This window comes from Streptomyces sp. NPDC001393, assembly GCF_053597455.1.
Map to the genome: position 1 here is coordinate 22260 of NZ_JBSFIH010000042.1, position 20879 is coordinate 43138.

The 20879-nt window shown below is 70.4% G+C and carries 18 protein-coding genes; 7 read left to right on the plus strand and 11 right to left on the minus strand.

The features are described from left to right. Positions 1-11: 11 nt before the first annotated feature. Positions 12-2744: a phosphoenolpyruvate carboxylase gene (ppc, locus tag ACWC2T_RS33035; protein ID WP_450674014.1), complete on the minus strand. Its 2733-nt coding sequence runs from the start codon at positions 2742-2744 to the stop codon at positions 12-14. Positions 2745-3045: 301 nt separating this feature from the next. Between ppc and ACWC2T_RS33040 the strand changes: the two genes are divergently transcribed. From ACWC2T_RS33040 to ACWC2T_RS33050, 3 genes are read left to right on the plus strand one after another with little or no spacing between them, the layout of a single operon-like run. After that, positions 3046-4053, plus strand: a complete 1008-nt coding sequence (locus ACWC2T_RS33040) for an acyl-CoA desaturase (RefSeq protein ID WP_450674015.1) — start codon at positions 3046-3048, stop codon at positions 4051-4053. Then, positions 4050-4727 carry a TetR/AcrR family transcriptional regulator gene (locus tag ACWC2T_RS33045; protein ID WP_067049993.1) on the plus strand — a complete coding sequence of 226 codons (678 nt, stop codon included), beginning with the start codon at positions 4050-4052 and terminating at the stop codon, positions 4725-4727. The genes ACWC2T_RS33040 and ACWC2T_RS33045 overlap by 4 nt, the downstream gene beginning before the upstream one ends. A gap of 29 nt (positions 4728-4756) precedes the next feature. Beyond that, entirely contained in the window at positions 4757-5245 is a 489-nt protein-coding gene (locus ACWC2T_RS33050; RefSeq protein ID WP_450674016.1) for a hypothetical protein, read from the plus strand. Here the strand turns inward: ACWC2T_RS33050 and ACWC2T_RS33055 are convergent. Both ACWC2T_RS33055 and ACWC2T_RS33060 read right to left on the minus strand, forming a co-directional pair. Next, positions 5194-5553 (minus strand): VOC family protein, encoded by a 360-nt coding sequence (locus ACWC2T_RS33055; protein ID WP_450674017.1) that lies wholly within the window; start codon positions 5551-5553, stop codon positions 5194-5196. The genes ACWC2T_RS33050 and ACWC2T_RS33055 overlap by 52 nt on opposite strands. A gap of 2 nt (positions 5554-5555) precedes the next feature. Next, positions 5556-6368: a trans-aconitate 2-methyltransferase gene (locus tag ACWC2T_RS33060; protein WP_450674018.1), complete on the minus strand. Its 813-nt coding sequence runs from the start codon at positions 6366-6368 to the stop codon at positions 5556-5558. 89 nt (positions 6369-6457) lie between these two features. Between ACWC2T_RS33060 and tamR the strand changes: the two genes are divergently transcribed. Continuing rightward, entirely contained in the window at positions 6458-6955 is a 498-nt protein-coding gene (gene tamR / locus ACWC2T_RS33065) for a MarR family transcriptional regulator TamR (protein WP_055704861.1), read from the plus strand. Here tamR and ACWC2T_RS33070 read toward each other — a convergent pair. Then, a complete protein-coding gene (locus ACWC2T_RS33070) occupies positions 6914-7681 on the minus strand; it encodes a LuxR C-terminal-related transcriptional regulator (protein WP_450674019.1) in 768 nt (255 codons plus the stop codon). The two genes, tamR and ACWC2T_RS33070, sit on opposite strands and share 42 nt — an antisense overlap. Positions 7682-8068: 387 nt before the next feature. On the opposite strand from ACWC2T_RS33070, the gene ACWC2T_RS33075 reads away from it, so the two are divergent. After that, positions 8069-8380, plus strand: a complete 312-nt coding sequence (locus tag ACWC2T_RS33075; protein WP_450674020.1) for a hypothetical protein — start codon at positions 8069-8071, stop codon at positions 8378-8380. A 98-nt stretch (positions 8381-8478) separates the two neighbouring features. Here ACWC2T_RS33075 and galK read toward each other — a convergent pair whose 3' ends face one another. From galK to galT, 3 genes are read right to left on the minus strand one after another with little or no spacing between them, the layout of a single operon-like run. Then, positions 8479-9633, minus strand: coding sequence for a galactokinase (gene galK, locus ACWC2T_RS33080; protein ID WP_450674021.1), 1155 nt, complete (start codon positions 9631-9633; stop codon positions 8479-8481). Continuing rightward, a complete protein-coding gene (gene galE, locus ACWC2T_RS33085) occupies positions 9633-10595 on the minus strand; it encodes a UDP-glucose 4-epimerase GalE (RefSeq protein ID WP_450674022.1) in 963 nt (320 codons plus the stop codon). Before galE ends, galK begins: the two co-directional genes overlap by 1 nt. Next, positions 10592-11653, minus strand: a complete 1062-nt coding sequence (galT, locus tag ACWC2T_RS33090; RefSeq protein WP_450674023.1) for a galactose-1-phosphate uridylyltransferase — start codon at positions 11651-11653, stop codon at positions 10592-10594. Before galT ends, galE begins: the two co-directional genes overlap by 4 nt. A 179-nt stretch (positions 11654-11832) precedes the next feature. Between galT and ACWC2T_RS33095 the strand changes: the two genes are divergently transcribed. Together ACWC2T_RS33095 and ACWC2T_RS33100 are read left to right on the plus strand one after the other, a co-directional pair. Further along, a complete protein-coding gene (locus ACWC2T_RS33095; protein WP_450674024.1) occupies positions 11833-13524 on the plus strand; it encodes a sodium:solute symporter family protein in 1692 nt (563 codons plus the stop codon). 21 nt (positions 13525-13545) lie between these two features. Then, positions 13546-13890, plus strand: a complete 345-nt coding sequence (locus ACWC2T_RS33100) for a hypothetical protein (RefSeq protein WP_450674025.1) — start codon at positions 13546-13548, stop codon at positions 13888-13890. A gap of 183 nt (positions 13891-14073) precedes the next feature. Here the strand turns inward: ACWC2T_RS33100 and ACWC2T_RS33105 are convergent, their stop codons facing one another. The 4 genes from ACWC2T_RS33105 to ACWC2T_RS33120 all read right to left on the minus strand — a co-directional run bounded on the left by ACWC2T_RS33105 (position 14074) and on the right by ACWC2T_RS33120 (position 20771). Next, complete coding sequence (locus tag ACWC2T_RS33105; protein ID WP_450674026.1) at positions 14074-14757, minus strand: helix-turn-helix transcriptional regulator; 684 nt, start codon at positions 14755-14757, stop codon at positions 14074-14076. Positions 14758-14996: 239 nt separating this feature from the next. Next, the gene (locus tag ACWC2T_RS33110) at positions 14997-16787 is read right to left on the minus strand and encodes an outer membrane protein assembly factor BamB family protein (RefSeq protein ID WP_450674027.1); all 1791 of its coding nucleotides are present in this window, start codon (positions 16785-16787) and stop codon (positions 14997-14999) included. Between the two features lie 82 nt (positions 16788-16869). Continuing rightward, complete coding sequence (locus ACWC2T_RS33115) at positions 16870-18606, minus strand: outer membrane protein assembly factor BamB family protein (protein WP_450674028.1); 1737 nt, start codon at positions 18604-18606, stop codon at positions 16870-16872. A 356-nt stretch (positions 18607-18962) separates the two neighbouring features. Then, on the minus strand, positions 18963-20771 hold the full coding sequence (locus ACWC2T_RS33120) for an ABC-F family ATP-binding cassette domain-containing protein (protein ID WP_450674029.1): 1809 nt from the start codon (positions 20769-20771) through the stop codon (positions 18963-18965). Positions 20772-20879: the final 108 nt, after the last annotated feature.

Here is a 20879-nt window from a genome sequence, read left to right on the forward strand (position 1 = left end):
TGGCGTGGCGGTCAGCCGGTGTTGCGCAGGCCTGCTGCCACGCCGTTGACGGTGAGGAGCAGGGCGCGGGAGAGCAGCGGGTCGGGCTCGGTGCCCGCGGCCGCCGCGTCGCGCTGGCGCTTGAGCAGGGTGACCTGGAGGTAGGAGATGGGGTCCAGGTAGGCGTCGCGGATGGTGAAGGTCTGCTTGAGGACGGGCTGGGCGTCGAGCAGTTCCTGTTCGCCGGTGATGCGCAGGACCTCGCGGACGGTCAGCTCGTGTTCGGCCCTGATGGTGTCGAAGACGTGCTTGAGGCCGTCGGGGACGAGGGTGTCGACGTAGTGCTGGGCGATGCGCAGGTCGGTCTTGGCGAGGGTCATCTCGACGTTGGAGATGAAGTTCTGGAAGAAGTGCCACTGCTGGTGCATTTCGTCGAGGACGGTGTCCAGGCCGGCCTCGCGCAGGGCCTTCAGGCCGGAGCCGACGCCGAACCAGCCGGGGACGATCTGCCGGGACTGTGTCCAGCCGAACACCCAGGGGATGGCGCGCAGGCCGTCGAGGCCGGCGCCGGAGTCGGGGCGCCGGGAGGGCCGGGAGCCGAGGTGGAGTTCGGCGAGCTGGTCGACGGGGGTGGAGGCGAAGAAGTACGCCGGGAGGTCGGGGTCCTCGACGAGCCTGCGGTAGGCGGCGTGGGCGGCGTCGGAGACGACGTCCATGGCGGCGTCCCAGCGGGCGAGGGCCTCGTCGGACTGGCGGGGGGCGGTGTGCAGGGCGGAGGCCTGCAGGGTGGCGGCGACGGTCAGTTCCAGGTTCTCCCGGGCGAGGGAGGGGATGAGGTACTTGTCGGAGATGACCTCGCCCTGTTCGGTGACCTTGATCTCGCCTTCGAGGGTGCCCCAGGGCTGGGCGAGGATGGCGTCGTGGGAGGGACCGCCGCCGCGGCCGACGGTGCCGCCGCGGCCGTGGAAGAGGCGGAGGCGGACGCCGTAGCGGTGGGCGACGTCGCGCAGGCGGCGCTGGGCGCGGTGGATCTCCCACTGGCTGGTGGTGATGCCGCCGAACTTGGAGGAGTCGGAGTAGCCGAGCATGACCTCCTGGACGTCTCCGCGCAGCGCGACCAGGCGCCGGTAGGAGGGGTCGGAGAGCATGTCCTCGAGGATGGTGTCGGCGGCGCGCAGCTCGTCGGTGGTCTCCAGCAGGGGGACGATGCCGATCTTCGCCCAGCCGGCGTGGAGGTCCATCAGGCCAGCCTCGCGGGCGAGGACGGCGGCGGCGAAGACGTCGTCGGCGCCCTGGCACATGGAGATGATGTAGGACTCGACGACCTCGGGGCCGAAGACCTCCAGGGCCTTCTTGACGGTCTCGAAGACGCCGAGGGTCTTCTGTCCGGCCGCGTCGACGGGTGCCGGGGTGGGGGCGAGTGGCCGGCGGGACCTGAGTTCCTTGGCGAGGAGCTTGGTGCGGTACTCGCGGGGCATGTCGGCGTAGCGCCAGGACTCCTCGCCGAGGCGGTCGAAGAGCTGGCCGAGGGCGTGGTGGTGGGCGTCGGCGTGTTCGCGGACGTCCATGGTGGCGAGCTGGAGGCCGAAGGCGGCCATGGTGCGGATGGTGCGGGCGAGGCGGCCGTCGGCGAGGAGGGCGCCGCGGTGTTCGCGCAGGGAGGCCTGGATGATCCTGAGGTCGGCGAGGAGTTCGCTGGTGCCGAGGTAGTCGCGGCCCGTCTCGTGCGGGGTGCCCTTGGCGAGGCGCTGCTTGGTGTTCTCGAGCTTCTGCCGGATGCAGGTGGCCTTGAGCCGGTAGGGCTCTTCGGCATTGAGGCGCTTGTAGCGGGGGCTGATCTCGGGGAGCAGCTCCAGATCGCGCTTGAGGGACTCCAGCAGCTCCTCCGTCGCTCCGGTGTAGCGGATGGAGTTGGAGAGCAGTCCGCGCAGTTCGTCGATCATCTCCAGGGCGTCGTTGATGCCGTGCTCGTGCTGGAGGATGAGGACGTCCCAGGTGACCTGGGGGGTGACGTTGGGGTTGCCGTCGCGGTCGCCGCCGATCCAGGTGCCGAAGGTGAGCGGGCGGGTGTCGTCGGGGAGCCTGACGCCGACCCGTTCGAGTTCGGCGGTGAGGTCCTCCAGGACGTCGCCGACGGCCTCGGCGTGGAGCTCGTCGAGGTAGTAGATGGCGTTGCGGGCCTCGTCGGCGGGCTCGGGGCGTACGACGCGCAGTTCGTCGGTCTGCCAGACGAGGTCAATGTTCTCGGCGAGGCGGACGTCGTGGCGGCGGCGGTCGGAGCCCTGGACGGGGGTTTCCAGGAGTGCGGCGATGCGCCGGAGCTTGTTCAGCACCGAGCGGCGCGCGGCCTCGGTGGGGTGTGCGGTGAACACCGGGCGAACGTTGAGGTGCTGGACGGTCTGCTTGAGGTGTTCGGGGTCGGCGTCCTTCAGGCGGTCCGCCGTCCGGGCGAGGAGGCCGCCCTCGGCGGCGCGCCGGGCGCGCAGTTCGCGGCCTCGGTGGACCTGCTCGGTGACGTTGGCGAGGTGGAAGTAGGTGGAGAAGGCGCGCACCAGCTTGGCGGCGGTCTCCAGTTCGGTGCCGCGCAGCAGCTCGGCGGCGGCCTCGCCGTCCTCGCGGGTGAGGCGGCGGACCTTCTCGACCAGGTCGAGGAGCTCGGGGCCTTCCTGCCGTACGAGGGTCTCGCCCAGGAGATCACCCAGCCGGCGGATGTCGGCGCGCAGCTCGCTGCTGGTCGTGGTGGTCTGGTCGTCGGCACTGCTCACAGGTGCGGCTCCTTGCAGTGTGGAAGCTCTCTGGGAGGGAACCCGGCCGGCTGCCGCGCGGCGGGCGCCGCATACGGGCCGGAGCGTCCGGGAAGGAAACTTCAGCGGACCGCGCTGTCCGACCGAGTTCAAGGATAGGTGTCGATGGGGACGCGCAGGCTCTGGGGCTCTTGCCGCCGCTCGACACGCTGCCATACTTACGACGCCGTAGGTTACGGAACCGTAGGGAAGTACCGTCGCCTCCCGTCCGGTCCCGGCGGCCCGGCACCTGCCTCGACCCTCGACCCCACAGGGGACGCGCATGACCTCAAGTTCCGATGTGATCGAAGAAGCCCTGACGGCCGACGACAATCCGGTCCCGTCCGCCACGCTGGGTGGCGAGCAGAAGCGTTCGATCGAGCAGATCACGCTGCTTTTGTTCATCACCGTGCCGTTCCTGGCGCTGGTGGCGGCGGTGCCGCTGGCCTGGGGCTGGGGGGTGAGCTGGCTCGATGTGGGCCTGCTGGTGTTCTTCTACTTCCTGGGGTGCCACGGCATCACGATCGGTTTCCACCGGTACTTCACCCATGGTTCGTTCAAGGCGAAGCGGCCGTTGAGGATCGCGCTGGCGATCATGGGTTCGCTGGCGGTCGAGGGGCCCCTGGTGCGCTGGGTGGCCGATCACCGCAAGCACCACAAGTTCTCCGACGCGGAGGGTGACCCGCACTCTCCGTGGCGGTTCGGCGAGACGGTTCCGGCGCTGATGAAGGGCCTGTGGTGGGCTCACATCGGCTGGATGTTCGACGAGGAGCAGACTCCGCAGGACAAGTACGCGCCGGATCTGGTCAAGGACCCGGCGATCCGGGCGATCTCCCGCCAGTTCGTGTACTGGACGGCCCTCTCCCTGGTCCTGCCGCCGCTGATCGGCGGTCTGGTGACGATGTCCTGGTGGGGCGCGGTCACCGCGTTCTTCTGGGGTTCACTCGTACGAGTGGCGCTGCTGCACCATGTGACCTGGTCGATCAACTCGATCTGTCACGCGGTGGGCAAGCGGCCGTTCAAGTCGCGGGACCGTTCGGGCAACGTGTGGTGGCTGGCGGTGCTGTCGTGCGGTGAGTCGTGGCACAACCTGCACCATGCCGACCCGACCTCGGCGCGGCACGGTGTGATGCGCGGGCAGATCGACTCCTCGGCGCGGTTCATCCGCATGTTCGAGCTGCTCGGCTGGGCGTACGACGTGCGCTGGCCGTCACGCTCGCGTATCGATTCGCGCCGGAACACCGAGGAAGGCGGCTCCCGGCGCCGGAGGGAGACCGCGAAGGCGGCATGATTGACGCCGTGGCGACCGACTCCAGCAGCACCTCCAGCAACGACAAACCGCGGCGGACCCGGCGGACCCGTATGACCGGTGCCGAGCGCCGCCAGCAGCTGCTGGAGATCGGTCGCACCCTCTTCGCGGCGAAAGGTTTCGAGGGCACCTCGGTGGAGGAGATCGCGGCGAAGGCCGGGGTGTCCAAGCCGGTGGTGTACGAGCACTTCGGCGGCAAGGAGGGCCTGTACGCGGTGGTGGTGGACCGGGAGATGCGCCGCCTGCTCGACATGGTGACCAGTTCGCTGACGGCCGGTCATCCGCGGGAGCTGTGCGAGCAGGCCGCGTTCGCCCTGCTGGACTACATCGAGGAGTACACGGACGGCTTCCGCATCCTGGTCCGCGACTCCCCGATCCCTCAGTCCACGGGTTCCTTCGCCTCGCTGATCTCCGACATCGCCACGCAGGTGGAGGACATCCTGGGCCGCGAGTTCAAGTCCCGCGGCTTCGACCCGAAGCTGGCCCCGCTGTACGCCCAGGCGCTGGTCGGCATGGTCGCGCTGACCGGCCAGTGGTGGCTGGACGTGCGCCGCCCGAAGAAGGCGGAGGTCGCGGCCCATCTGGTGAACCTGGCGTGGCACGGCCTGGACGGCCTGGAGCAGAAGCCGCGGCTGATTGGGCACCGCAAGGCGTAGCGCCGGGGGCGGGGTCGTACGATCGCCCGGTGGCCAGACGACTGAGGGTCCGCACAAGGCGGCAGAAGGCGTGGGGAACGGTCCTGTGCGGCGTGCTCGCCGCCGGCCTCCTCGGTGCCGGCGTCTACCTGGGTCTTTCGGCCGTGGGTCACCTGGGTCTGCTCGGGCGTTCGCAGACGATGCGGGTCGCGTTCTGCGACACGAACTCGCCCGCCACGACCTCGCGCGGCGGGTACACCTCGTCCGCCGACCTGTACTGCGTGGGCTACGTCGACGGGGGCCGGAAGATCAGGGCGACCGGCTTCTCCTCGTACCCCCGCATCGATCTGCCCGTGGAGATATCCAGGGAGCCGTGGGGGTCCTGGGTCCCGGTGGACCAGGGCATCTCCCACAAGCTGCCCCGCGTGCTCTCCCCGCTGGCGTTCCTCGCGATCTCGGTCGTGCTCGCCAGGTGGACGGTGATCAGTTACCGCGACTGGAGGAACTCCAGCCGGTTGCCCGCCGGGTCCTGCGAGTAGAAGCGGAGGTGGCCGGGGAGGTTGTCGTCCCAGGTGACCGGTGCGCCCTTCGCGGCCAGCCGGGCCGCGTACGCCTCGATCTGCGTCACCCTGAGCCCCGGGTGGGCCTTCTTCGCCGGACGGAAGTCTTCCTCGATCCCGAGATGGAGTTGCACGGCACCCGCCTGGAACCAGCAGCCGCCGCGCGCCGCCAGCACGGGGGGCTTCGGGATCTCCGTCATCCCGAGGATGTCGACGTAGTACGCGCGCAGCGCGTCCTCCGAGCCGGGCGGGGCCGCGAGCTGGACGTGATCGACGGCGACGAGCATGTTCAAGCCTCCTTCACGGCGACGGCGAACAGGCGGCGGAAGGGCAGAACGGTGCCGTACGGCGCGCTGGGGTAGGCCTGGCGCAGCAGCGCCCGGTACTCGGCCACGAAGGCGTAGCGTGCCTCCGGGTCCTCGGCGAGCGCGGTCAGGGCGGGCCTGAGGCCGGTGCCCTTCACCCAGTCCAGAACGGGGTCCCCACCCTCAAGGACGTGGAAGTACGTCGTCTGCCACACGTCGGTCGCGCAACCGAGGCGGGCGAGGCGGTCCAGATAGGCGCCGGGTGCGTGCACGGAGTCGGTGCGGCGCAGGACGTCGGCGAGGCGGGACTTCCAGCGGGGGGTGGCGGCGAGCTCGCGCATGAGGGCGTGCAGCGGGGCGTCGATGTTGTCGGGCACCTGGAAAGCGAAGGTGCCGCCGGGTTTGAGGCCGGCGATCCAGTCGGCGAAGCGGTCGGCGTGCCCCGGCACCCACTGGAGGGTCGCGTTGGAGACGATGAGGTCGTACGGCTCCTCGGGCGCCCAGGTGCGCACGTCGGCGTGGGCGAAGTCCAGCCGTCCGCCGCCGGCGGTGGGGCCCTCGTGCTGGGTGTGGGCCGCGTCGAGCATCTCGGGCGAGTTGTCGTAGCCGGTGACGTGGGCGGCGGGCCAGCGTTCGGTGAGCAGCACGGTGACGTTGCCGGGGCCGCAGCCGAGGTCGGCGATGCGGGGCGCCGGTGTGGGCGGGGCGGGGACGCGGGCGAGGAGGTCGGCGAAGGGGCGGGCGCGGTGACCGGCGTGCCGCAGGTACTGCCCGGGGTCCCAGATGGGTGTCGTCATGTCCACCACTGTCCTCCGCCATTTATCTCGATGTCAAGAGACTCGACATCAAGAGACTTCATGTCGACACAACCACTACACTGATCTCCATGGAGGACGAGGTCGATCGGCTGGTCGCAGCGTGGCGCCGGGAGCGTCCGGACCTCGACGTGGAGCCGCTGGAAGTGCTCAGCCGGGTGAGCCGACTCGCCCGGCATCTGGACCGTGCGCGCCGGCTCGCCTTCGCCGAGCATCAGCTGGAGCCGTGGGAGTTCGATGTGCTGACCGCGCTGAGACGCGCGGGCACGCCGTACCAGCTCTCCCCCGGTCAGCTGCTGACCCAGACCCTGGTCACCTCGGGCACGATGACCAACCGGATCGACCGGCTGGCCAAGAAGGGCCTGGTGGAGCGGCTGCCCGACCCGAGCGACCGGCGCGGTGTGCTGGTCCGGCTGACCGACACCGGCCGGGACCGCGCGGATGAGGCGCTGGCCGGCCTGCTGGAGCAGGAGCGGGCGATCCTCGCCGAGCTGTCCCGCGCCCAGCGGGCGGAACTGGCCGGTCTGCTACGCCAGTTGACCGCCCCGTTCGACAACATCCCCGGCTAGGTCGGCCGGTCCGACCCCCGCCCGGCGGGCGAGCGCGACGGCGGCCAGGGTGGAGTGGACGCCCAGCTTGCCGAGGACGTTCTGCATGTGGGTGCGCACGGTGTGCGGGGAGAGGAACAGCCGCTCGGCGACGGCCTTGCGGCCGAGGCCCGCGACCATGCAGCGCAGCACCTCCCGCTCGCGCGGCGTGAGGGACTCCACCAGCCGCTCGCTCTCACTGCGGTGCCGGCGGGCGGCCGTCAGCTCCCTGAGCACGCCGGTGAGCAGGGCGGGCGGCAGGTGGGTCTCGTCGCGCAGCACACCCCGGATCACCGTCAGCAGCCGGGACAGCGAGCAGTCCTTGGCGACCCATCCCGAGGCGCCGGCCTGGAGCGCGAGCGCCGCCCGCCGGGGATCGTCCTTCTCGGCGAGCACGACGATCCGCACGGCGGGCTGGGCGGCGCGCACGCCGGTGACGAGCGAGATCCCGTCGACCAGCCCCTCCTCGTTGCCGTCCTGCACGGGCACGGCCGGACGGGTGCCGGGCACCTGGCCGCCCAGGTCGGCGTCGACCAGCAGCACGTCAAAACGGCGGCCCTCCCCGGCCGCCCGCTCCAGGCAGCGCAGCGCGGCGGGGCCGCTGCCGGCGGCGGAGACGTCGACGTCGGGCTCGGCGGCCAGGGCGGCGGCGAGCGACTCGGCGAAGATGCGGTGGTCATCGACGACCAGGACTCGGATACGAACCACGAAACCCCTCCCGGACCGGGCCTGGTCCTGTGGAGAACGAGACGCCGTGCGGCTACGGCACCCACGGAGAAAGGACACGCGCCGCGCGGCCGCCGCCGTCGCGGAAACTGCTACCCCCACCGCGGGCGCCGTACCCGCCTGTCTCGCCCCCTGAACAGCACCGGCCCCCACCGGTGCTGTTCCACAGAGTACGGATGGGAGCACGCAGCGGAAGGAGATTTGCAGAACTGGCCGTCCAGCACGTTTGTCCTGCGCCTCGAGTTTCGTATTGAGACGGAAGTCGACAAACCCCGACGCGATCTGCTCTGCCCAGCGGCTACGGCACACCCCTGGCCCACCGGCTCCCGGTACCGTGACACCGACACCGTGAAAGGAGCCCTGGCCGCCATGACCGCAGACCCGGCTGACTCCCGCCCGCACCATCTCCCGCCCATGCGCACGATCGGCGAACTCCGTGCCGCCCTCACCATGGGCTACGGCTTCCCCGGCGACGCCGACGACTTCGAGGCCGAGCCGGCCCGCGAGATCAACCACGCCGATCCCGCCGATCTCAGCGGTGTCGTCCGGCTGGTCGAGGAGTTCCGCGGCCGGATCGTCGCCCGGCAGGACCCCGGCTTCGACGCCGCGGTGGCCACCGCCGTCGCGGAGATCCGGGCCGCCCGGGGGCGGACAGGCGCGGGTTCGGCGCGGAGGGCTTGACCGCTTCGCGGGCTCCGTGGCCGATGGCCTGACAGCGGCTGACCCGCCTCATGCGTGATGTCGGCGATTGACAGGGCTACGGACGTTCCGTCCGGACGTCAGACCACCCGCCGTGCCCCCGCCGAAGGCACCGCCTCGAAGACTCTCGGGGACGTGAAGGCCGCTGTCGTGAAGGCCTCCTCGATGGCCTTGGTGAGGGTGTCGACGTCCGCCGTCTCGGCCAGGACGATCGCGCAGCCGCCGAAGCCGCCGCCGGTCATCCGGGCACCGAGCGCGCCGTTCGCCAGGGCCGTGTCGACGACCAGGTCCAGCTCCGGGCAGGAGATGCGGAAGTCGTCGCGCAGGGAGGCGTGTCCCTCGGTGAGGACGGGGCCGATCGCGCGGGTCTCGCCGGCGCGCAGCAGTTCCACGACCCGCTCGACCCGCCGGTCCTCCGTCACCACGTGGCGGACCAGGCGGACGACCTCCTCCTCGTCGCCGAGGCGGGCCAGGGCCGCGTCGAGCCCGTCATAGGGGATGTCCCGCAGCGCGTCCACGCCGAGCAGTGCCGCGCCCTTCTCGCAGCCGGCCCGGCGCTTGCCGTACTCGCCGCCGCTGTGGGCGTGCTTGACCTGGGTGTCCACGACCAGCAGGCGCAGGCCCTCGGCCGCGAGGTCGAAGGGGATCTGCCGCTGGGACAGGTCGCGGGTGTCCAGGAAGAGCGCATGGCCCTGCTCGCAGCAGGCCGACGCCGTCTGGTCCATGATCCCGGTGGGCGCGCCGACGTAGACGTTCTCGGCGCGCTGGCACAGCCGGGCCAGCTTCCAGCGCGGCAGGCCCAGGTCGTGGAGGTCGTTCAGCGCGAGCGCGATCACGACCTCCAGGGACGCCGAGGAGGACAGGCCGGCGCCGGTCGGGACCGTGGAGGACAGGTGGACGTCCGCACCGGTCACGCCGTGGCCCGCGTCGCGCAGGGCCCAGACCACGCCCGCCGGGTACGCCGTCCAGTCCTCGTCACTGCCGGGCGCCAACGCGTCCAGGGACAGCTCCACGACGCCGCCCTCGACGTCCGCCGAGTGCAGCCGCAGCAGGCCGTCGGTGCGGCGGGAGACCGCCGCGATCGCCCGGTGCGGCAGCGCGAACGGCATCACGAAGCCGTCGTTGTAGTCGGTGTGCTCGCCGATGAGGTTGACGCGGCCGGGTGCCGCCCACACTCCCTCGGGCTTCGCGCCGTACAGCTCGGCGAAGCGCTCCGCGACCTGCTGTGCCCCCACTAGTGCTCCCTTGCGATGTGCTGCGCGAACTCCCAGGCGTCCGCGACGATGCCCGCGAGGTCCGCGCGGGTCGGGTTCCAGCCCAGCTTCTCGCGGGCCGTGTCCGCCGAGGCGACCAGGACGGCCGGGTCGCCGCCGCGGCGCGGGGCCGTGATCTCGGGGATCGGGTGGCCGGTGACCTGCCGGACCGTCTCGATGACCTGGCGGACGGAGAAGCCCTCGCCGTTGCCGAGGTTGCAGATCAGGTGCTCGCCCGGGGTGGCGGCCGTCAGGGCGAGGAGGTGGGCCTCGGCGAGGTCGGCGACGTGGATGTAGTCGCGCACGCAGGTGCCGTCCGGGGTCGGGTAGTCGTCGCCGTAGACGGAGATCGCCTCGCGGCGGCCCTGGGCGACCTGGAGGACCAGCGGGATGAGGTGCGACTCGGGGTCGTGGCGCTCGCCGTACACACCGTAGGCGCCGGCCACGTTGAAGTAGCGCAGGGAGACCGCCGCCAGGCCGTGGGCGTTCGCCTCGCTGGTGATCATGTGGTCGACGGCCAGCTTGGAGGCGCCGTAGGGGTTGGTCGGGCGCGTCGGCGCGCTCTCCACGATCGGGACCTGCTCCGGCTCGCCGTACGTGGCCGCCGTGGAGGAGAAGACGAGCGTGCGCACGCCCGCGTCGCGCATCGCGGTGAGCAGTGCCATGGAGCCGGCGACGTTGTTGTCCCAGTACTTCTCCGGCTTCACCACCGACTCGCCGACCTGCGAGGACGCGGCGAAGTGCAGCACGCCGTCGTAGGAGGGGTCGAGCCACTTGGCGGCGTCGCGGATGTCGCCCTCGACGAAGGCCGCCCCGGCGGGCACGCCCTCGCGGAAGCCGGTGGAGAGGTTGTCGAGCACGGTGACCTCGTGGCCGGCCTCCAGCAGATGCTGGGCCACGACACTGCCGACGTAACCCGCGCCACCCGTCACCAGGTACTTCATGAACTCGCTACCTCTCGCAGTCGCTCGGCCGCGCGCTCCGGCGGCACGTCGTTGATGAACACGCTCATGCCGGACTCGGAACCCGCGAGAAACTTCAGCTTGCCGGAAGTGCGGCGGATGGTGAAAAGCTCGAGGTGGAGCGCGAAGTCGTCCCGCGAGACACCGTCGAACTCCTCCAGCGCGCCGAACGGGGCCTGGTGCCAGGCCGCGATGTAGGGCGTGGGCGGCTCACCTTCGCCGAAGATCCGGTCGAAGCGCCTCAAGAGTTCCAGATAGACCTGGGGGAATTCTGTGCGCGCCGCCTCGTCGAGGGCGAGCAGGTCGGGGACGCGGCGCTTGGGGTACAGGTGGACCTCGTACGGCCAGTGCGCCGCGTGCGGCACGAACGCCACCCAGTGTTCACCCTCAAGGACGACCCGGTCCTCGCCGCGTTCCCGCTGCAGGACGGAGTCGAAGAGATTCTCGCCGCCGGTCGCCTCCTTGTGCGCGGCGAGCGAGCGGAGCATCAGCGCGGTGCGCGGCGTGGTGAAGGGGTATGCGTAGATCTGTCCGTGCGGGTGGCCCAGGGTCACGCCGATCTCGGCACCGCGGTTCTCGAAACAGAAGACCTGCTCGACGGAGGGCAGATGCGACAGCTCCGAGGTGCGGTCCGTCCACGCCTCCAGCACCAGGCGCGCCTGCTCGGTCGTCAGGTCGGCGAAGGAGGCGTCGTGGTCGGAGGTGAAGCAGACGACCTCGCAGCGGCCGGAGTCGCCGGCGAGGGAGGGGAACCGGTTCTCGAAGACGACGACGTCGTACGACGCCTCCGGGATCTCGCTCAGCCGGTCGCCCTGCGTGGGGCACAGGGGGCACTCGTCGGCCGGCGGGTGGTACGTACGGCCTTGCCGGTGGGAGGCGACGGCGACCGCGTCGCCGAGCAGCACATCACGGCGGACCTCGGAGGTCGTGTGCGTCCGCTCCAGCGGGCGGCGGTCCACGGCGTCCCGCACGATGTCGTCACGCAGGTCGTAGTAGATGAGCTCACGACCGTCGGCCAGTCGTGTCGAGGTCTTCTTCAACGCCGGACTCCTCTACGTCCCGCACCCAATCACTCAACACAATCAAACATAACAGACCACAACTCGACAACTCTCAGGCTCATCACAATCAAACAAAGAACCCCAACAGAAGTGTTCATTTTCTGAACGCGGAGGCGTAGGTTCCGCTCTGATCAGTTCGCGCAACGAAGCGAGTACCCATGCAAACCCCCACAGACAGTCACCTGTATCTGGCGGCGCAGCTACGGCTCCCCACCAACTGGCTGGACTACACGATCCTGGCGATCTACTTCGTCGTCGTGCTCGGCATCGGCTTCGCGGCCCGCCGCTCGGTGAAGACCAGCCTCGACTTCTTCCTCTCCGGACGCTCGCTGCCCGCCTGGATCACCGGTCTCGCCTTCATCTCGGCCAACCTCGCGGCCACCGAGATCCTGGGCATGGCCGCCAACAGCGCCCAGTACGGCGCCTACACCGTGCACTGGTACTGGATCGGCGCCATCCCCGCCATGGTCTTCCTCGGCCTGGTGATGATGCCGTTCTACTACGGCAGCAAGGTCCGCTCGGTCCCCGAGTTCCTGCTGCTGCGCTTCGACCGGGCCGCCCATCTGCTCAGTTCGATCCTGTTCGCGTTCGCCGCCATCCTGATCGCGGGCGTCAACCTGTACGCCCTCGCGATCGTCGTCGAGGCCCTGCTCGGCTGGCCGCAGTGGGTCGCCATCGTGGTCGCCGGTGCCTTCGTGCTCGCGTACATCACCCTGGGCGGTCTGTCCTCCGCGATCTACAACGAGGTCCTGCAGTTCTTCGTGATCCTGGCGGCCCTCATCCCGATCACCGTCCTCGGCCTGAAGAAGGCAGGCGGCTGGAGCGGGCTGACCCACAAGCTCACCGCGACACACGGAGCGAACTTCACCACCGCCTGGGGCGGCACCGGCATCGGTCACGTCAACCCGCTCGGCGCGAACTGGCTGACCATCGTCCTCGGCCTCGGCTTCGTGCTGTCCTTCGGCTACTGGACGACCAACTTCGCCGAGGTGCAGCGCGCCCTGTCCGCGAAGAACCTCTCGGCCGGTCAGCGCACTCCGCTCATCGCCGCCTACCCCAAGATCTTCATCGTCTTCCTGGTGATGATCCCGGGCCTGGTCGCCGCCGCGCTCGTGCCGAAGATCGGCACCTCCGGCTCCGGTCTGCAGTACAACGACGCCATCCCGTACCTGATGCAGGAACTGCTGCCCAACGGCGTGCTCGGCATCGCCGTCACCGGTCTGCTCGCCGCGTTCATGGCCGGCATGGCGGCCAACGTGTCGTCCTTCAACACCGTGTTCACCAACGACATCTGGGCGAAGTACGTGGTGCGCGGCCGCGAGGACGCGTACTACGTCCGGTTCGGCCGCCTGATCACCGTGATCGGTGTCCTCGCCTCCATCGGCACGGCGTTCCTGGCGTCCTCGTTCTCGAACATCATGAGCTACCTGCAGACGCTGTTCTCCTTCTTCAACGTGCCGATGTTCGTCGTGTTCATCGTCGGCATGTTCTGGAAGCGCGCGTCCGCCAAGTCCGGCTTCTGGGGCCTGCTCGCGGGCACCGTGACCGCGATGGTCAACTACTTCGTCCTCTACAAGAAGGGGATCATCGCCATCCCCTCCGACCAGGGCGCCAACTTCGTGTCCGCGATCGCGGGCTTCGTGGCCGGTGCGGTCGTGATGGTCGCGGTGTCCCTGTTCACCAGGCCGAAGCCGGCGGAGGAGCTGCAGGGCCTGGTCTACGGCACCCGCTCCCCCGGCATGTCCGAACCGCCCGCACCCGGCGACGAGGCCTGGTACCGCCGGCCGGCCCTGCTGGGCTGGGGCGCGGTCGTGCTCGCCGCCGCCTGCTACGTCCCGTTCTCGTTCTGACGCGGGAGGATCGAGGAAACCATGTCTGAACACCCCGAGCACCCTGACCGCCACCACCACTACACCGAGGACGAGGTGGCGCGTGAAGTCACCGAGCTGGAGGGCAAGTCCGCGACCGCGGCCCGTATCTTCGACCTGCGCCGCATCATCGGCGGCCTGTTCGTGCTGTACGGCGTCATCGTCACGATCACCGGCATCACCGACTCCCAGGCCGCGATCGACAAGGCCCAGGGCGTCAACATCAACCTGTGGACCGGGATCGGCATGCTCCTGCTGGGCATCTTCTTCCTGGCCTGGCTGAAACTCCGCCCGACTCCCCCGCCGCTTCCTCCGGAGGGTCTGCCGGAGAAGGGGCAGGGGGAGTAGAGCGCCGTCCCCGTCCGCGGGTGCGCGGGGGCTGGTCACGCAGTTCCCCGCGCCCCTTGCGGGGCGGCCCGCCGCCGTAGCCTGCGGGCAGTCGTGCCGCTGGGGCGGCACGGGTGGGCGCAGGCGGCACCCCGCAAGCGCGGGCAAGCGACCCAACTCCCGGCCGGCAGCAGTGCAGCGTGCCTATTCGGGGCCGGCGTTCAGTGGTCCCGCCCGGTCCAGCAACCCCGTCCGCGCGGCCAGCGCAGCCGCCTCCAACCGCGACCCCACGCCCAGCTTCATCAGCACCCGCTGGACATGGGTACGGGCCGTGCTCGGCGCGATCCCCATCCCCGCCGCGATCACCCGCGTGTCCTCCCCGTCGGCCACCCGCACCAGCACCTCCACCTCCCTCGGCGTCAGCATCGACAGCAACCGCTGGGCCTCGTCGTCGGGCTGCGCGGCAGGATTGAGCAGCTCCCCGAACGCGCCCTGCAGCAACTGCGGAGCAACAGCCGCCTCCCCTGCCCGCGCCTTCATGATCGCCCGCTCGACGCCCTCGATCCGCTCGTCGTGCCGCACGTACCCCGACGCCCCGGCCGCGAACGCCGCCGCGATCCCCCGCGGCGACGGCACCGGGCCGAGCACCAGCACGGCGACCTGCGGCCGCTCCCGCTTGATCTTCACCACCGGGTCGAACACGCCCGGTTCGGCCGGCGCCGCCGTACCCAGCAGACACACCTCCGGTGCCCGCGCGATCACCAGGTCCGCCGCGCCCGCGGCCGGCGCCGCCGCGGCGAGCACCCGGTGCCCGCGCAGCTTGAGCGCCGACGCGAGCGCCTCCGCGAGCAGGCGATGGTCGTCGACGACCATGAGCCGCACTCCCATAGAGCAACCCCCCAGTCCCCCCCATGGATGCCCCACTATGGACGCCCACCGGTCCGCACGGACAGAGGGCCCCCCGGCACCTCGTCCTTCATGCCCCCGGAAGCTACACGCTTGTTCGACGTCGCGCTGCCCCTACTGATGAGAAGTGCCCCGGATCGATGAAATCCGGGGCACTTCTCGGCAAGTCACTCATTCGGGCGAGAGCCGCGGGCGCTCTCGCGCGACGGTCGGCCGTTCGGTCAGCCGTTCGTGCCGAACACCGCCACCAGGTCCTTGCTGAACGACGTCGAGCCCTTCTTCTCGGCGAAGACGTCCGACATGTAGAGGCGTCCGTCTCCGAAGAGGATCTCGGCGGAGTCGGGCAGCATGCTGTCCTCCGCGTCGTGCGCGCTCTTCGTGGCCGGGTTCTCCAGCAGCTTGGTCTGCTTGAACGACCCGCCGTCGATGCTGACGACCTGTCCGCCCTTGTCGTACGGCGGCCGCTTGTAGGCGAGCAGGTTCGAGCCGTCCATGCGCAGCGGGGAGAGCGTGTAGCCGTCCCCGGCCTCGGCGCGCTGACCGGTCGGCTTGCCGGTGCTCAGGTCGAAGGAGACGATCTCGTTGGTCCTGCTGTACTGGCCGGTGCCGTCGTGCTCGTCGGTCGGCAGGTACAGCTTGCCGTCACCGACGACGACCTCCTTGCAGTCCTCGGTGCGGGTGCTGTCGCACCTGCCGCCGTAGGTGTTGCTCGGCGCGGAGATGTGCGCGAGCAGCTTGCCGGTCTTGTTGTCGATCGAGAAGTAGTCCTGGGCCTGGCTGTCCTGGCCGGCTTCGGCGGCCACCACCAGCGGGTCGGTGGAGACGACCGAGGCGTAGTCGATGCCCGGGTCCATCCGGTACTCGGAGATCACCTTGCCGGTCTTCGGGTCGAGGGTCTGGATGAGCACCCGCTGGTTGCCCGACTCTCCACAGGTGCGCACCGCGACGAGCTTGGTGCCACCGCCGTAGCCCGCGTCGTAGCAGCTGTCGCCGGGCTTGGGCAGCCACAGCGCCTTGCCGGAGTCGAGGTCGAAGGCGGCACCGCCTTCGGTGTCGCCGACCGCGACGGTGCGCTGGGCGACCGTCACGTTCTGGTAGTCGACCGGGTAGTCACCGGACTTGACCGTCTTGGTCCAGAGCTTCTTGCCCGAGTCGAGGTCGACCGCCGCGATCTGGGAGCAGCCCGCGATGGTCTTGTTCGTGTCCCACGACGGCTGGTAGGTGATCGCGGTCTTGTCGTCCGCGGTGGCGTGCTTGCTGGCCGCACAGACCGGGCCGGGCAGCGGGAGCGTCCACAGCTTGGTGCCCTTGGCCCGGTCGTAGCCGACGACCTCGGCGACGCCGGTCTTGACGTACGCCTTGCCGGTCAGCCAGGAGCCGACGGTCCTGACGATGTCGTTCGCGGTGGGCATGGGCACCTGGTACAGCAGCTTGGCCGAGGGGTCGGCCGGTACCTTCTCCGTGCCGCCGCCCGCGCTCCCGCCGCTGCCGTTCTTACCGCCGCTGCCGCCGCTGGAGGACGCCGTGTCGTGCTTCTTGCCGTTGTCCCCGGAGGAGTTGCCGTACCAGATGCCACCGGCGACGATCAGCGCGATGGCGACGACCGCGGCGACGACGATGAACAGCACGGTGTTGTTCCGTCCGCCGCCGGGCTGCCCCGGCTGCGGCTGCATCGGAACCGTCGGCGGCTGGCCCGGATAGCCGTAGCCGGGCTGCGCGGGCTGCGCGTAGGGGTTCTGCGGCTGGCCGCCGTAGGGAGCGGCGGGCTGCTGTCCGTACGGGTTCTGCTGCGCGCCGGGGTACCCGTAACCGGGCTGGGGCGGCTGCGGGGCCGAGGCGGCCTGCGGGTAGCCGTAGCCGGGCTGCGGGGCCTGGGGCGCCTGCGGATAGCCGTAACCGGGCTGCGGCTGCGGGGGCTGCGGCGGCTGCTGGGGCTGCTGCTGCGGGCTCGGGGGGCCGAAACCGCCCTGCTGCGGGGGCTGGTTCGGCGGTGGAGGGGGCGGCTGGGTCATGAGACGGGTACCTCGGTGGGGCCGTGGAGGCCGGACGGAGAAGGGGATTCGGTGGGACGGGGAAAGGACCGGTACGAACGGCTCAGTTACCGAAGGCCATGATCAGTTTCTCCCTGGCCTTGTCGCTGCCGGACAGCCGGCCCGAGGAGATGAAGAACCGCCCGCCGGACCAGTCCACGACGGGGTCGTAGAAGGTGTCCTCGATCTGGGCCGTGCTCTGGGGGTTCTGCAGCAGCTTCGCGGGCCTGTGGGCGGAGCCGGTGACCGGGATCGCCACCACCTGGCCGCCCGTGTCGTACGACGGCTGCACATAGGCGACGAGCCTGCCGCCCTCCAGCTTCACCGGAGACATCGGCTCGTCGGCCGGGGACGTGGTCCGCCACTTCGCCTTGCCGTCGGCCAGGCTGATCGCGACGATCTCGTTGGCGGTGGCGGTGGTGTCCGTCGGCAGGTACAGCGTGTCGCCGTCCGCGACGACGCCCGGGCAGCCCTGCAGGCCGCGTTCGAGGACCGCCGAGTCGCAGTGGGGGCTGAACTTCACGTCGGTCCTGACCTGGGACCGGAGCTTGCCGTCCTGGGTGAACGTCAGGATGTTCCAGGAGTTCTTGTCCTGGTTGGTCACATAGACCACCAGCGGGTCGACGGAGAACGTCCGGGTGACCTGCCAGCCCTTCTTGACCGCCTGTGTCCAGCGCACCTTGCCGGTGGCCGGATCCAGTTCCTGGATCTCGTCGTGCTCGTTGCTGCCGCCGACGCCGCAGGAGGCCACCTGGATCAGCCGGCCGGTGCCGCCCGCGTACGCCGCCGGGAAGCAGGACGGGCCGTACTTCTCCTTGTCGTACAGCTTCTTGCCGCTGTCGATGTCGTACGCCGTGCCCGACTCCTGACGCCCCACCATCAGCGTCCTGCCGCTCACGGTCAGCTCGATGTTGAGCGTGCTGTCGAACAGCGAGTTGTCGTCGACCGTGGCGCTCCAGCCCTTCGCGCCGGTGGCCAGGTCGATCTGCTGCAGCTGGTTGCACTTGGCGCCGTCGCCCGCGCTGTTGGTGTACGCCACGACGACCTTGTCGTCGTCCGACTTCCGCGTGGTGACCGCGCAGATCTTCTGCGGGAAGGAGATCGTGGCCCACGCGGACCCGCCGGAGGCGGCGTCGTACGCGAAGACCTGCTTGTACGCCGCCTTCACCACCGTCTTGCCGGTGACCCACATACCGGGCGCGTCGGCGCCGGCGCCCGGGGCGTTGGGTGCCGACCTGTACCAGAGCACCTTCGACTCACCCGCCTTGCGGCCCGCGTTGAGGTTCTCCGGGTCGCCACCACCGCCGTACGTGCTCGAACCGCTCGGCGAGGGTGTGCCGGTCGCGGAGTGCTGGGAGTCGTCGCTCTGCTGGGCGACGGGCTTCTTCTTGCCTCCACCGCCGCTCGTGACCGCGTACACCGTGCCGCCGATGGCCAGCAGCGCGGCCACCGCCGCACCGATGATCAGCGCGGTCCTCGCCCTGGGCCTGCCGCCCGGCGCGGTGCCGGGCGCGCCCTGGTACGGAGGCTGCTGACCGAACCCGGGCCGGGGCGGCGCGCCGTACGGGCCGGGCTGGGGAGGATAGCCGTAGGGGCCCGGGGTGCCGGGCGGGGTGGGGGCGCCGTACGGACCCGGCTGCTGGGGGTAGCCGTAGGCCGGCTGCGGCGGGGTGGCGGGCGGCGGGGGCGTGGGGGGTATGACCGGTGGCGCCTGCGGGGGGCCGAATCCGCCACCCTGCGGTGGAGGGCCCTGCGGCGCTCCGAATCCGCCCTGCGGCGGCTGGTTGGGCGGCTGGGTCATCAGCGCTCTTCCCCCTCGTTCACTGATTTTTCGCCACGCCCTGAGGTTCTTGACGGACCCTGGGTCGTTACTCAGACAGTTCTCAGACGGCCCTTTCTATCACCCGGTACCGACAGCACCCGGGCTCGCATCCGCCGCTGTTCCCAAGGGACGACCGGCCCGTGATGCCGCCGTTACGCGCCTTCACGCCCCCTTCACGCAGCGCACGCAACAGCCCCGCGCGCCGGGGGCGGGCGCCGGGGCGGTTGCGAAGTGGGGGTGTGAAGAGGGCGTCCGAGGTGGCTGGTTCACGCCGGAGCCGGAGCAGGGGCAAGCGCGGGCGCGGGAGCGGGAGTGGCCGCGGGAGTGGGCGCCGCTCACGCGTCTTCTGCCAACTCCAGCCAGCGCAGCTCCAGTTCCTCGCGCTCCCCCGCGAGATCGCGCAACTGGGCGTCCAGGTCGGCCACTTTGGCGAAGTCGGTGGCGTTCTCGGCGATCTGGGCGTGCAGCCCGGACTCCTTCTCCGAGATCCTGTCCAACTGGCGCTCGATCTTCTGGAGTTCCTTCTTGGCGGCGCGCTGGTCGGCGGCGCTCTTCTCCGTGGTGACCGGCTTGGGCGCCGCGGCGGCTGCCTGCGCGGCGACCGCCTCCTCCATGCGCTGCCGCCGTTCCAGGTACTCGTCGATGCCCCGCGGCAGCATCCGCAGGGTGCCGTCGCCGAGGAGGGCGAAGACGCGGTCCGTGGTGCGCTCGACGAAGAACCGGTCGTGGGAGATGACGATCATCGAGCCGGGCCAGCCGTCGAGGACGTCCTCGAGCTGGGTGAGGGTCTCGATGTCGAGGTCGTTGGTGGGCTCGTCCAGGAAGAGGACGTTGGGCTCGTCCATGAGGAGCCGCAGCAGCTGCAGGCGGCGGCGCTCACCACCGGACAGGTCGCCGACCGGCGTCCACTGCTTCTCCTTGCTGAAGCCGAACGTCTCGCACAGCTGCCCGGCGGTCATCTCGCGCCCCTTGCCGAGGTCGACGCGCTCGCGGACCCGCTGTACGGCCTCCAGCACCCGCCAGGTGGGGTCGAGTTCGGCGACCTCCTGGGAGAGGTAGGCGAGCTTGACCGTCCTGCCGACGGCGACACGGCCACCGGCGGGCTGCTTCTCGCCCTCGCTGCGGGCCGCGTCCGCCATCGCGCGCAGCAGCGAGGTCTTGCCCGCGCCGTTCACGCCGACGAGACCGATCCGGTCACCCGGCCCGAGCTGCCAGGTGACGTGCTTGAGCAGCACCTTCGGCCCGGCCTGCACGGTGACGTTCTCCAGGTCGAAGACCGTCTTGCCCAGCCGCGAGGAGGCGAACTTCATCAGCTCGCTGCTGTCCCGGGGCGGCGGCACGTCCGCGATCAGCTCGTTGGCGGCCTCGACCCGGAAACGCGGCTTGGACGTACGCGCGGGGGCGCCGCGCCGCAGCCAGGCCAGCTCCTTCCTGATCAGGTTCTGCCGCTTGGCCTCCTCGGTGGCCGCGATGCGCTCGCGCTCGGCCCGCGCGAAGACGTAGTCGGAGTAACCGCCCTCGTACTCGTACACGTCACCGCGCTGCACGTCCCACATGCGCGTGCACACCTGGTCCAGGAACCAGCGGTCGTGGGTCACGCACACCAGCGCCGAGCGCCGGCTGCGCAGGTGCTGCGCGAGCCAGGCGATGCCCTCGACGTCGAGGTGGTTGGTGGGCTCGTCCAGGACGATCAGGTCCTGTTCCTCGATGAGCAGCTTGGCGAGCGCGATACGGCGCCGCTCGCCACCGGACAGCGGCCCGATGACGGTGTCCAGCCCCTTGGGGAAGCCCGGCAGGTCGAGCCCGCCGAACAGCCCGGTCAGCACGTCCCTGACCTTGGCGTTGCCGGCCCACTCGTGGTCGGCCATGTCGCCGATGACCTCGTGGCGGACGGTGGCGGCGGGGTCGAGGGAGTCGTGCTGCGTGAGCACGCCGAGCCGCAGCCCGCCGGAGTGCGTGACGCGGCCGGTGTCGGCCTCCTCCAGCTTGGCGAGCATCCGGATGAGGGTGGTCTTGCCGTCGCCGTTGCGCCCGACGACCCCGATCCGGTCCCCTTCCGACACGCCGAGCGAGACGCCGTCCAGCAGGGCACGGGTGCCGTACACCTTGCTGACGTTCTCGACATTGACCAGGTTGACGGCCATTTCACTCCTGCGTGCGGGGGTCGGTCAGCCTTCTAGCGTAGGCCCTGCGGGGGTGAGGGCGGGGCGCGAGGGGCTTGTCACTCTTTGTGATGACGTGATCGGGAACCG

What these genes read in the sequence shown, in the direction of transcription:
- ACWC2T_RS33120 (WP_450674029.1), bottom strand. Translation starts at nt 20,771, where the DNA reads ATGGCCGTCAACCTGGTCAATGTCGAGAACGTCAGCAAGGTGTACGGC.
- ACWC2T_RS33105 (WP_450674026.1), bottom strand. Translation starts at nt 14,757, where the DNA reads ATGGGAGTGCGGCTCATGGTCGTCGACGACCATCGCCTGCTCGCGGAG.
- ACWC2T_RS33115 (WP_450674028.1), bottom strand. Translation starts at nt 18,606, where the DNA reads ATGACCCAGCCGCCCAACCAGCCGCCGCAGGGCGGATTCGGAGCGCCG.
- galE (WP_450674022.1), bottom strand. Translation starts at nt 10,595, where the DNA reads ATGAAGTACCTGGTGACGGGTGGCGCGGGTTACGTCGGCAGTGTCGTG.
- tamR (WP_055704861.1), top strand. Translation starts at nt 6,458, where the DNA reads ATGGAGGACGAGGTCGATCGGCTGGTCGCAGCGTGGCGCCGGGAGCGT.
- ACWC2T_RS33075 (WP_450674020.1), top strand. Translation starts at nt 8,069, where the DNA reads ATGACCGCAGACCCGGCTGACTCCCGCCCGCACCATCTCCCGCCCATG.
- ACWC2T_RS33060 (WP_450674018.1), bottom strand. Translation starts at nt 6,368, where the DNA reads ATGACGACACCCATCTGGGACCCCGGGCAGTACCTGCGGCACGCCGGT.
- ACWC2T_RS33040 (WP_450674015.1), top strand. Translation starts at nt 3,046, where the DNA reads ATGACCTCAAGTTCCGATGTGATCGAAGAAGCCCTGACGGCCGACGAC.
- ACWC2T_RS33100 (WP_450674025.1), top strand. Translation starts at nt 13,546, where the DNA reads ATGTCTGAACACCCCGAGCACCCTGACCGCCACCACCACTACACCGAG.
- ACWC2T_RS33110 (WP_450674027.1), bottom strand. Translation starts at nt 16,787, where the DNA reads ATGACCCAGCCGCCCCCTCCACCGCCGAACCAGCCCCCGCAGCAGGGC.
- ACWC2T_RS33045 (WP_067049993.1), top strand. Translation starts at nt 4,050, where the DNA reads ATGATTGACGCCGTGGCGACCGACTCCAGCAGCACCTCCAGCAACGAC.
- ACWC2T_RS33055 (WP_450674017.1), bottom strand. Translation starts at nt 5,553, where the DNA reads ATGCTCGTCGCCGTCGATCACGTCCAGCTCGCGGCCCCGCCCGGCTCG.
- ACWC2T_RS33095 (WP_450674024.1), top strand. Translation starts at nt 11,833, where the DNA reads ATGCAAACCCCCACAGACAGTCACCTGTATCTGGCGGCGCAGCTACGG.